The sequence below is a fragment of the Pedobacter gandavensis genome, assembly GCF_014172405.1.
Classification (GTDB): Bacteria; Bacteroidota; Bacteroidia; order Sphingobacteriales; family Sphingobacteriaceae; genus Pedobacter; species Pedobacter gandavensis.
The window spans coordinates 687,845-700,835 of record NZ_WNXC01000001.1 but is presented as its reverse complement, the minus strand read 5'-3'; the positions used below and the strand labels follow the sequence as shown (position 1 = coordinate 700,835).

Genomic DNA, 12,991 nt, shown 5'->3' with positions numbered 1-12,991 from the left:
TTTATTTATAGCTTTATTTGCAGAAAAACGTTCTGAATGGCGAAGAATTTATTAATAGTTGAGTCACCCGCAAAAGCTAAAACCATTGAAGGGTATTTAGGAAAAGATTTCCTTGTTAAATCAAGTTACGGACACATCCGGGATTTGGTTAAAGGGGATATGGGCATCGATGTGGCCAATAATTTCGCGCAGACCTATGAGGTCCCTGCCGATAAAAAGCATGTAGTAGCCGAACTTAAGAAGTTAGCCAAGGAAGCCGAAATGGTATGGCTAGCGTCCGATGAGGACCGTGAAGGGGAAGCGATTTCCTGGCACTTATTTGAGACCTTAGGACTTAAAGAAAATAAAACCAAACGTATTGTATTCCATGAGATCACTAAGCCTGCAATATTAAAGGCGATAGAAAATCCGCGGACAATCGATTATAATCTGGTAAATGCTCAACAAGCACGCCGTGTATTGGATAGATTGGTAGGTTTTGAACTTTCTCCGGTATTATGGAAAAAGATCAAGCCATCTTTGTCAGCAGGACGTGTACAGTCAGTAGCTGTACGTCTAATTGTAGATAGAGAAAGAGAAGTCAATAAATTTAATGCAACTGCTGCATTTAAGGTATCTGCACAATTCAGTACTGGAAAAGGTAAAGAAGTGGTTAAAGCAGAACTTCCACAACGTTTTGAAAAAGAAGCAGATGCAGAGAAATTCTTAAACGACTGTATCCAGGCTGGATTTAGCGTGGCGAGTTTAGAAACCAGACCTGCAAAAAGAAACCCTGCTCCTCCATTTACAACGTCAACCTTGCAACAGGAAGCATCCCGTAAATTGGGATATTCGGTATCGAGAACGATGCAAATCGCGCAAAGACTGTATGAAAGTGGACGTATCACTTATATGCGTACCGATTCCGTAAATTTATCGGAAACCGCATTGCAAGCAGCAGCAGCGGAAATCAACTCTGCATGGGGAGAAAAATACCACCACCAAAGAACTTATAAAACGAAATCTGCAGGCGCACAAGAAGCTCACGAGGCCATCCGCCCTACTTATTTCAATCACCATACCGTTACCGGAGACAGTTCAGAACAACGTTTGTATGAATTGATCTGGAAACGCGCTATTGCCTCTCAGATGTCTGAGGCTCAGTTTGAAAAAACAACTGCACAAATTGCCATCAGTACCCGCAAGGAGCATTTAGTTGCCGAAGGTGAAGTATTGAAATTTGACGGTTTCCTAAAAGTTTACCTGGAATCCAGTGACGACGATGATCTGGAAGATTCTGAAGACAGCAATATGCTGCCTCCATTGGCCAAAGGCCAGGAACTTACCTTAAGAGAAATGAATGCTACAGAACGTTTCTCCCGTCCGCCAGCAAGGTACACAGAGGCCAGCATGATTAAAAAACTGGAAGAACTGGGAATCGGTCGTCCATCTACTTATGCACCAACAATTTCTACGATTCAAAACCGTGGTTATGTGGTCAAAGAAGATCGTGATGGTCGCCAGCGTTCCTTTACGTCAATTGTATTGGCTAACGGCGCAGTTAACAAACAGATTAAAACAGAAATTACGGGTGCAGAGAAATCAAAACTCTTCCCAACAGATATAGGTGAAGTTGTAAATGACTTCCTGGTAGAACACTTTAAAGGGATTGTCGATTTTAACTTTACTGCGAATGTAGAGAAGGAATTTGATGAGATCGCGCAAGGTCTGCAGGAATGGACTAAAATGCTCCACTCCTTCTACACACCTTTCCACCAGGAAGTAGAAACTACTTTAGAAACCGCGGAACGTGCAAACGGAGAGCGCTTATTAGGTGTGGATCCTGTTTCGGGAAAGAACGTCTATGCTAAAGTTGGTAAATTTGGTCCATTGGTGCAAATCGGTCAGAATGACGATGAGGAAAAACCGCGTTATGCGAGTTTAGCTAAATCTCAATCAGTTGCGACAGTAACCCTTGAGGACGCTCTAGAGCAATTCAAACTTCCTTTCCAGCTGGAAGATTACGAAGGTAAAGAAGTTTCCGTAGGTGTAGGCCGTTTTGGTCCTTACGTGAAATGGGGTGACACTTACATCTCTATTCCTAAAAACGAAGAGCCTTTATCAGTAGATAGAGACCGCGCCATAGAAATTATTCAGGAGAAAATTACTGCTGATGCTCCAGTTGCACATTATGAAGGTTTACCGGTTACTAAAGGCAAAGGCCGTTTCGGTCCTTTCATCAAATGGAACGACTTGTTTATCAATGTACCTAAAGCATACAACTTCGACGAGCTTTCTACTGCAGACATCAATGAGCTGATTAGTAAAAAGGTAGAGAAAGAGGCAAACAGATTCATTCAGCAATGGAATGATGAGAAAATTGCCATTGAAAACGGCAGATGGGGACCTTTCATCCGTTTCGGTAAAGACATGCTGAAACTTGGTAAAAACCCGGCTACAGGTGAGAAATATACTCCGGAAGACCTGGCTTCAGTTTCTCTGGAAGAAGTAAAAAAACTAATTGTTGAGCAGGTTCCAAATGCGTTTGAACCTAAAGCAACCAAGAAAAAAGCAGCAGCAAAAACCACTACAAAAGCGGCAAAAGCACCTGCAAAAAAGAAAACAGTAGCAAAGAAATAATTAGTAGGTAGCCCCTACGGAGCGCAATTATGAAAAAAGATCTCCCTGAAAATATAGTAGAAGATATTGCCATTGCAGTGGTATTGACCAGCGAAAGTCCAGAGTTTAAAAACTGGACTGTATACCTGATCAACCTAAAAAATGAGGTATTGGAAAATGTAATGATCAGTTCAAAAGGTTACGGAGAAAAAGACGGCAGAAAAGTACAAACTTCTGTTTTACGTCACTCTTTAGGAAATATAATGCCGCAATCTTTTGCTGGTGTGGAAGCTATTGCTCCTGAAGTACTAGGCCTAACCAATGAATATTGGCTGAGCTATTATATCAATGACGTCATCTATGATAAGAAATTTATTTTTCTACCAGAAAGTATCGTTGATGAGAACCTAATTCGAATTCCCCTGGTTAACAAGCCAGGAGTGATGATAAAATAATTTTGGTTTAATTTCGGTTTAGTTTCCGAAACCAATCCTTTTTGTTAATTTTCATGTCTATTTCTACCTACAAGAACAGATTACATGAAAATTACACAAAAAGGATTTTTTATTGGCGGAGCTTTGCTCGTCATTATCGGCCTTGCTACCTTTTTTCTCTTAAAGAAGAAGCATACTCATGAAGACAAACAGGCCTATGCAAAATACATAGACGCCTACACTTCCGGTACCATCTCCAAAAAAAGCAACATTACGATCAGATTGGCCAGTCAGGTGAAAACTATGGGCGATATTGGCGTTCCTGACAAAAGAGATTTATTTAGCAGCTCCCCTTCCATTAAAGGAAAAACATATTGGATTGATTCACAAACTTTAGAATTTCGTCCGGATGAACCACTGAAATCCGGAGAAACCTACGACGTTACTTTTCACCTGGATGAAGTCGCTCAAACAGAAAAAGGGCTGGAAGATTTTGATTTCGACTTTAAAGTGATCAATCCAGGATTGAGTCTGACGCAAGAAGGTCTAGTTTCTCAAAACAACACTTCGCTGGACTACATGAAGTTAAATGGGGAATTCAGCACTGCAGATCAGGAAGACCCAAAACTGATTGAACAATGTTTAAAAGTTGATTTCCCTGGTGCTTTAAAAGTAAAATGGCAACACTTTCCTGCACAAAACACCTCTAAGTTTACAATAGATAGCATTCCTAAAGCAAAGTCCGATACGCGGTTGAGCTTGGATTGGAATGGCGATCCCATTAACGCCGGAATAATTGGTCAGGAAATTCTTTCCGTCCCGGCAAAAGGAATTTTTAAAATTTTGAACATGAAAGCGGTTCAGGATATGGAAGATTTTGCCTTGGTGCAATTTTCTGAACCGGTCAATGTTGGTCAGGATCTGAATGGACTGATCACGCTCTCGCAATTGTCGAACCTCAGGTTTACCATTGATGCCAGTCAGGTGAAAGTGTATAGTCCAGATAAACTGGAAGGCAATTACGGATTTACGGTAAATGAAGGTATTGAAAACATCAACAATACCACATTAACGGCAGGAAAAACTGCTAACATTGTTTTTGAAAACAAACTTCCATCCGTAGAAATTTCCGGAAAAGGTACTATTATTCCAAATTCAGGAAAATTGGTATTGCCTTTTGATGCAGTAAATTTAAAAGCTGTAGATGTTACCATCATCAAGATCTATGAAAATAACATCCCTCAGTTTTTTCAAACAAATGGATTTGATGGAAATCAGGAACTTCGTCGCGTAGGTAGGCCGATTGTTCAAAAAACTGTTCGCCTGGATGAGGATAAATCGCTTAATCTGCATAAAAAAAACAGATTCACCTTGGATTTGGATAAGATCATTCGCACTGAACCAGGTGCCATGTATCGGGTAACGATTGGTTTTAGAGCTGCCTATAACCTTTTCAAATGCGCAGAAGATACTTCAAAAGAAGGCAATGGAAATGAAGATGAAAATGAGAATTACGGTAGAAATAATCTCGATGAATTTGATGATTTCTGGCTAAGGTATGATAATTATTACCCAAGTGGTTACCGCTGGGAAGATCGAGATAACCCTTGTACCCCATCCTATTACAGGTCTGAAAGATTCGCTAGTCGCAACCTGATCGCTTCTAATATTGGGCTGATTGCAAAAAATGGCAATGACGGCAGTATGTTGATCATCGCTACAGATCTGCTGACTGCAAAGCCTATGAGTGGCGTATTCATAGAATTACAGGATTACCAACGTCAAATCATCGAAACCGTAAAAACAGATGGTGATGGTATGGTCAGTATCAACTTAAAAAGAAAGCCATTTTTACTAGTGGCTAAATTGGGTGATGAACGCGGTTATCTGAAGGTTAACGATGAGAACGCGCTTCCATTGAGTAGATTTGATGTGGCTGGTGATGTGGTACAACATGGTTTAAAAGGATTCATTTATGGAGAACGTGGTGTTTGGCGTCCCGGTGATTCCTTGTTTTTATCTTTCATATTAGAAGATAAATTGAAAAAACTACCTGGTGCTTATCCAGTTACTTTTGAATTGTATAACCCAAAAGGACAATTGGTGAAGCGACAAGTAAATGGCAAGCCGTTAAACGGGTTTTACGCTTTTAGAACGGCCACGGAAAGCACTGCACCAACCGGAAACTGGTTGGCTAAAGTAAAAGCTGGTGGTGCTGTATTCTCTAAAACACTAAAAATTGAAACGGTCATGCCTAACCGATTAAAAATAGGTTTCGATTATGGGAATCGTCCATATTTAGGCTCTGGTGGCCCTTCAACGGCAACCTTATCGGCCAATTGGTTATTTGGAGCTCCAGGAAAACACCTGAAAGCGAAAGTTGATGTGAGCCTGAATACCATGAAAACTACCTTTAAAGGATATGAGGCTTATAGCTTCGACAACCCGACGATTGTTTTCCAATCCCAACTGAAAACAATTTTTGAAGGCACCTTGAACGAGAATGGAACGGCTACGGTGAACACCAACATCAGCGAGAACAATACTGCACCAGGCATGTTAAAGGCCAATTTCGCGATCAAAGTGTTCGAAGCTGGTGGCAATTTCAGTATCGATAATTTTAGTATCCCTTACCATGTTTATTCTAATTATTACGGTATTAAAACCCCGGAAGGCGACCGTTTAACGGGCATGTTGCTTACTGGTAAAGACCATAAGGTTGATATCGTCAATCTAAACAGAGACGGAAAACTTATGGCAGGTAGTAAAGAAGTGGATGTAGAGCTTTATAAAGTACAATGGCGCTGGTGGTGGGAACGTGAGGAAGAAGATGCCTATGCCAATTTCACGCAGAACTCCTATAATAAGCTGGTTACCAAAGAAACCGTAGACCTGAATAATGGCAAAGGAAGCTGGAACCTCCGCATTGATGAACCAGAATGGGGTCGTTACCTCATCTTAGTCAGAGATCGCAGTAGCGGTCACGTAACCGGAAAATCGGTCTATATTGACTGGCCAGGATGGGCACAACGCGAACAAGGTGAAAACCCTACGGAAGCTGCTATGCTGTCCTTTACAGCCAATAAGACCAAATTTAAGGTCGGTGAAGAAATCGTATTGACGATACCTTCCGGCAAAGACGGCAAAGCTTTGATCTCAATAGAAAATGGCAGCAGGGTGTTAAAAACCTTCTGGACTGACACTAAAGCGGGTCAAACGCAATTTAAATTCAAGGCAGAGAAAAGCATGACACCAAATGTGTTTGCCAACATCACGCTTTTACAACCACATGCACAAACGGTAAATGATTTGCCAATTCGGATGTATGGTGTGATTCCTTTGTTGATTGAAGATCCGGAAACCATCCTTAAGCCATTGATCAAAATGGCGGATAAATTGAAACCTGAAACAGAAAGCACCATCAACATTACTGAACAAAATGGAAAAGCAATGACTTATACCATTGCCATTGTAGATGAAGGTTTACTAGACCTAACTCGATTTAAAACACCAGATCCTCATGCCGTTTTCTACGCTAGGGAAGGATTAGGGGTGAAAACATTTGACCTTTTTGATTATGTTTTGGGAGCATGGGGCGGCGATCTTCAAAGGATCTTAAGCATTGGTGGTGACGGCAGTATCAACAAAAATTTAAACCCTGCTAAAGCAAACCGATTTATACCGGTTGTAAAATACATGGGCCCATACAGTTTAGCAAAAGGAGGCAGCAATACCCATAAATTCAAACTACCCCAGTATATTGGGGCAGTAAGAGCCATGGTTATTGCAGGTCAGGACGGCGCTTATGGCAATGCCGAAAAAAGCGTACAGGTGAAAAAGCCATTGATGTTATTGGCAACGCTACCCCGGGTAATCGGACCAGGGGAAACGTTCACCCTGCCGGCAACCGTATTTGCGACAGAGAAAAATCTGAAAAACGTAACGCTGCAATTACAGGCAAGCAATTTGGAGGTAATTGGTAGTAAAACACAACAACTCCTGTTTAAACAGCCAGGGGAACAAATGGCTTATTTTGAGATTAAAGTTCCTGAAATCACTGGTATTGCCAAAGTGAAGCTGATCGCTCAAAGTGGCAGCGAGAAAATTGCCTATGATGTGGAACTGGATATTCGGAATCCGAACCCTTACCTCAGTAATGTCGTTTCTGCCATTATAGAACCAGGCAAAAACTGGGGAATGAATTATGCGCCAATAGGTATGGCAGGAAGCAACTCCGGAAGTCTGGAATTATCAGCCATCCCTCCCATTGACCTTAAAAAACGCCTGGGCTATTTAATGCAATACCCGCATGGTTGTGTAGAACAAACCACGTCAGGCGTATTTCCACAGTTGTTCCTGAATAAATTGACCCCACTTTCGGAGCAAGAAAAAACAACTACAGAAAGAAACATCAAAGCCGGCATCAATAAATTACGCACTTTCCAGACTGGAGATGGTGGATTAGGTTATTGGCCTGGCGCAAGCACTGCTGATGAATGGGGAAGTATTTATGCCGGACACTTCCTGATCGAAGCACAAAATGCGGGATATAGCTTGCCGGTGGGTATCTTAGACGAACTTTTACGCTACCTGAAAGGGAAAGCTTCAAATTGGGCGCCTAACAGCAGCAATTTCTACGGAGCTGATCTTACTCAGGCTTACCGCTTATATGTCCTTGGATTAGCTAAAAAACCCGAAATGGCGGCAATGAATAGATTAAAAGCATTCCAGTATTTGTCTGTGGCAGCAAAATGGCGTCTTGCAGCGGCTTATAAGCTCGCCGGACAAGCGGATGCGGCAAACGGCTTGATCAAAGGTTTGTCTATTGAAGTGCAGCCTTATCAGCAATTGGGCGGCACTTATGGTTCTGATTTAAGAGATGAGGCCATGATTCTAGAGACGCTAACGCTATTAGGCCGTAAAGCGGATGCTGCTAAATTATTGCAACCAGTAGCTTCAAAATTGGGAACCAATGAATGGTACAGCACACAAACAACTGCTTACAGCTTATTGGCAATTGCCAAATTCTGTGGCGCCAATACTACTGCCAATAATTTGAAATACAGTTATACCATTGATGGTAAGAAAGCCAGCAAGGATTCAAAAGACTTCTTGAACAGCATTCCTTTGAACTTTAGGAGTCCATCAATAGCCATAACCAATACTGGTAATCGCGTGTTGTTTGCCCGTTTAATCTTGCAAGGACAACCTGCAGCCGGTCAGAATACCTTCTTGCCTAACAACCCGGAAGCATTGGATATGAGTATCAGTTATAAAACATTAAACGGCAAGCAGATTGATCCTTCGCTATTAAAGCAAAGCACAGATTTTTATGCAGAGGTGACGATTAAGAACCCAGGAAAAATGGGCTATTATGAACAAATGGCATTGACGCAGATCTTCCCTTCGGGATGGGAAATCATCAATACCAGAATCAGTGATACGGAAAGTGCGATCGCCTCCTCTCCTTACATTTACAGGGACATCAGAGACGACCGTGTCTTTACTTATTTCAATCTGAGAGAAAACGAAACGGTGACCTACAAGGTGTTGCTCAACGCGGCTTATATTGGTCGCTATTATTTATCAGCGGTACAATGTGAGGCCATGTACAACAATAACATTAGCGCCACAACACCCGGAAAATGGGTACAGGTAATTAAATAAAATGTTTAAAAAAATATATGCGGAACCAAAACTACTTTACAGTGACCTGCTTTGTCTGCTCTTGCTGTTGTGGTTTTGGTTCCTTTTACCCTCAAAGCTATTTTTAAGCCCCACTTCGTATGTGCTGGATGCTTCAAATGGGGAGTTATTGAGTGCAGCTATTGCAAAAGATGGCCAATGGAGATTCCCACTTGCGGACACTATTCCTGAAAAGTTTAAACAATGTATTGTTGCTTTTGAAGACCAGCGGTTTTACCAACATCCCGGAGTTGATGTTTTGGCGATGGCCAGAGCCATGCAACAGAATTTCAAAGCCAAAGCAGTAGTCAGTGGTGGCAGTACTTTAAGCATGCAGGTGATCCGTTTATCCCGAAAGGAAAGCAGAACGGTAGGACAAAAGTTAATTGAGGTTCTCATGGCTATTCGTCTGGAAATCACCAATTCTAAAACTGAAATTTTGAGGCTCTATGCCGGCAATGCTCCTTTTGGAAGTAATGTAGTTGGATTGGATGCTGCTTCCTGGCGCTACTTTTCCCGGAGCCCGGAAAGTTTATCCTGGGGGGAAATGGCGACGCTTGCAGTACTTCCGAATAGCCCTTCCTTGGTTCACCCAGGGAAAAATTCGCAGAAGTTGATCAAGAAGAGAAACGACCTTTTAGATAAAATGGCGGCCTTAAAAATCATTGATCAGGAAACTGCTAATCTTTCTAAATTGGAGCCGATTCCTGGAAGGCCATTACCATTGCCACAAAACGCACCGCACCTGTTACAACGCTTTAAAACTGAGCGTGGACAATTGGAAATCCCGGAAACCAGAATCACCTCTACCCTCGATTACAATTTACAATTGAAGGTAAGCAACCTATTGAAGCGTTATCAGAATAGGTATCGTGCCAACGACATCAATAACATTGCAGCATTGGTACTGAACGTAAAAACAGGCACCGTGCAAAGTTATGTGGGCAATATATACCAGCCTGAAAACAAAGAATTACAAAGTCATGTGGACATGATTAAAGCGGCTAGAAGTCCGGGGAGCACGCTAAAACCTTTGTTATACGCCAGTATGTTAAACGATGGTTTTATCTTGCCACGCACCCTAATTCCCGATATCCCTACACAGATCAATGGGTATTCGCCACAGAATTATGACCTGGGTTATGACGGTGCAATTCCAGCAGATCGTGCCTTAAGTCGTTCCTTAAATATTCCTGCAGTTAAGATGCTGCAAAACTATAAGTACCAGCGCTTTTATGATCAGCTAAAAAAGCTCGGCATAAACACTTTAAACAAAGCTGCAGATCATTATGGATTGTCGATCATCCTTGGTGGTAGTGAGGTTACGATGTGGGATCTGGCTAAAACTTATATGGGCATGGCCCGTACTTTGAACCATTTCAATGATTACCAGGGACGTTATAATCCACATGATTACGATGCCCCCGTTTATATTCAACAGTCAGCAAAACCGAGTTTGGCGCAGGAAGATGCTCAGATTAACGGAATATTGGACTATGCTTCCATCTGGAATACTTTTAATGCCATGGAAGAGCTGATGAGGCCTGGTGAAGAAGGACTTTGGGAACAGTTTTCCTCTTCCCAAAGGGTGGCTTGGAAAACAGGTACCAGTGTGGGTTCCAGAGATGCCTGGGCGGTTGGATTAACGCCAGAATTTGTGGTCTGTGTCTGGGTGGGCAATGCGGATGGCGAAGGCAGACCTGGTTTAACAGGCGTCGATGTCGCTGCACCAGTGCTGTTTGACATTTTCAGAGAACTCCCAAATGGAAAATGGTTTAAGACGCCAAAACATCACCTTAAAACGATGCGTGTGTGTAAACAAAGTGGTTATAAAGCGGGTGAATATTGTAAGGACATTGTAGAAGAATTGGTACCACCTTCTGCCGAAAAAACAGGTATCTGTCCTTATCACAGATTGATTCATCTGGATAGAACAGCCACTTATCGGGTTACTGATGATTGTGAATCGACAACCATGATGGTTCATCAACCTTGGTTTGTACTTCCTCCTGCCATGGAATATTATTATAAGATCAAAAACAGCGATTACAAGCTATTACCGGCATTCATGCCCGGTTGTACAGATCCAGGGAATAATTTTGTGATGGAAATGATTTATCCAAAGCCGAATGCCCAGATTTATATTCCATTGGAATTGGATGGTGCCAGAGGAAAGGTGGTTTTTAATGTCTCACACCGCAATACTAACGCAAAAATCTATTGGCATATTGATGAAGCGTATGTGGCAACCACCAAAAACTTTCACCAGTTGGCCTTGAGTCCGACGCCTGGAAGGCATACCCTCACCTTGGTAGATGAAGATGGTGAAAGACTGGTTCAATCATTCACCATCCTCAGTAAGGAAAAAGATTAGTCGTTATTCAATAGTTTTCTCTCTATTCCGCCCATGGTGATCAGGTATTGAGCAATCATATAGGTCGCCATGATGAAGACCCCTGCAAAGTCAAAGCCTTTTACAAATTTGTTATAGGCGAGTGTGGCATCTGATGCAAGGAAAAATAATGCACCGAAAAGAATCAGGTTAAAACTAAGTGTGTTTACTCTTTGGTTTCTAAATGCGGCCATCATCATCATCAAACTGATCACGAAAGTATAAACCATAACCGGGAGCTTCATATCACCCAAATGAGGTCTTAAATAGAAGTAAAAGGCGATGCTAAAGGCAGCGCATAAAATAATGGCGAGTCTGGCTCCTTTTTTATCCAGTTCCTGTGCGGAACGGAAATCCAGATAAAATGCGCTGATATAAAAGAGATGTCCAATTAGGAAGGCCAGTAAGCCATAAATAAAGTAGTTTGGATGTTGCCAGGCAAACATGAGCAGCACATCTCCAAGCAAGGCAAAAAACAATCCGGCAAACAAGCGTTTATGAAAACGACCTTTTAAATTGGTGCTTACATAGAACATGACCATTAAGGAAATGACGATACAAGGTTTGATAAAATACCTAAGGGTCGTAATTTGTTGGAATTCCGCGACGATCTGCAAAATAAAGATCAGGGCGAATAAGAGGTTAAACTTCAGGTATTTCTTCAGCATTATTGTTCTTTTTTTGAAGGTTATAAAACCAGACCAGCGAGCAGATGTTCAGGCCAGAAAATATGACCTGATATCCGATCGGAAAATCCTGCAGCAAAACTATCAAAATCCCCAATACCAGACGAGCAAATTCAAATTTTACCTGCCATTTCTTTTCTTCCAGCAGGGCTGAACAGGTCACTAAGGTTAGAATCACGTAAATCACCCCGGAAACCAAGGCCAGTACCGGCAGCGTTGGATACAAAAACAAGATGGCGATTGCGGCAGCAAGACCGATTACAAATTGAAAGACGACATAAGGCACCAGTTTCTGCTGGCAGGCAGGATTGTACTTTTGATAACGAAGTGTGTCTATCTCCGGAGCGCTTTTAAAGCCCCCAAGATGTGCAGGAAACCAACCTGGAGGTTTGAGAAATACATTGATTTTATCTGCCCATCTTGGGCTTTGTTTCGCCGTATTCCATAGCTCATCCCAATAATGAACATTGGCCCATAGAGGATTCCAGCTCGCTAATGGTGTGGTGATGCCATAATAAACTTCTTCTTCTTCTTTTTGGAAAGTCCCAAATAGCCGATCCCAGATGATGAGCGTACCTGCATGGTTCTTATCGATATACTTTGGGTTTGAGCCATGGTGAACCCGGTGATGCGATGGCGTATTCAGGATGTACTCCAGTGGGCCCATACTCTTGATGACTCTCGTGTGAATCCAGAATTGGTATAAGGTATTAAATGCGCTTAGGGTTAAAAACATCAATGGATCAAAGCCTAAAAATGCCAGTGGCAAATAGAAGATCCAGGAGAACCAGCCTTGGAACCAGGACTGTCTTAGGGCTACAGTTAGGTTATATTCTTCAGACTGATGGTGAACAATATGTGCCGCCCATAACGCGTTGACCTGGTGACTCATGCGGTGAAACCAATAATAAAAGAAGTCTACACCAAGGAATAGCAAAAGCCAAACCCAGATATTTTTGGGCAGATCAAATAACCGCCAGTGTTCAAAAATATATAGGTAGCCGAAAAACACGGCTGTTTTCATGAAGATCCCGGTGAGCTGCTGCCCTATTCCCTGGCTCAAATTTGAAATAGAATCATTGAAACGGTAATAGTCGAGCTTTTTGTAAAAGGACCATGCCAGTTCAATTCCTATAAGGATAAAAAAAACAGGGACAGACAGCGCTATATAATCAACTTTCATAATCCTAATTTAA

Annotated in this window: 6 protein-coding genes; 4 read left to right on the top strand and 2 right to left on the bottom strand. The window is 42.0% G+C overall.

Translation table 11 applies throughout. The features are described 5' to 3' along the window. The first annotated feature begins 36 nt into the window (after positions 1-36). The 4 genes from topA (at position 37) to pbpC (ending at position 11,091) form a co-directional block, all read left to right on the top strand. Positions 37-2,619, top strand: a complete 2,583-nt coding sequence (topA, locus tag GM920_RS02705) for a type I DNA topoisomerase (protein WP_182953177.1) — start codon at positions 37-39, stop codon at positions 2,617-2,619. Positions 2,620-2,648: 29 nt separating this feature from the next. Then, entirely contained in the window at positions 2,649-3,053 is a 405-nt protein-coding gene (locus tag GM920_RS02700; protein WP_182953175.1) for a hypothetical protein, read from the top strand. An 84-nt stretch (positions 3,054-3,137) separates the two neighbouring features. Then, positions 3,138-8,699 (top strand): MG2 domain-containing protein, encoded by a 5,562-nt coding sequence (locus GM920_RS02695; RefSeq protein WP_182953173.1) that lies wholly within the window; start codon positions 3,138-3,140, stop codon positions 8,697-8,699. A 1-nt stretch (position 8,700) separates the two neighbouring features. Next, positions 8,701-11,091: a penicillin-binding protein 1C gene (gene pbpC / locus GM920_RS02690; protein ID WP_182953172.1), complete on the top strand. Its 2,391-nt coding sequence runs from the start codon at positions 8,701-8,703 to the stop codon at positions 11,089-11,091. Here pbpC and GM920_RS02685 read toward each other — a convergent pair. Both GM920_RS02685 and GM920_RS02680 read right to left on the bottom strand, forming a co-directional pair. Next, positions 11,088-11,777 (bottom strand): lysoplasmalogenase, encoded by a 690-nt coding sequence (locus tag GM920_RS02685; protein ID WP_182953170.1) that lies wholly within the window; start codon positions 11,775-11,777, stop codon positions 11,088-11,090. The genes pbpC and GM920_RS02685 overlap by 4 nt on opposite strands. Next, the gene (locus tag GM920_RS02680; protein ID WP_182953169.1) at positions 11,752-12,978 is read right to left on the bottom strand and encodes a sterol desaturase family protein; all 1,227 of its coding nucleotides are present in this window, start codon (positions 12,976-12,978) and stop codon (positions 11,752-11,754) included. The genes GM920_RS02685 and GM920_RS02680 overlap by 26 nt, the downstream gene beginning before the upstream one ends. Positions 12,979-12,991: the final 13 nt, after the last annotated feature.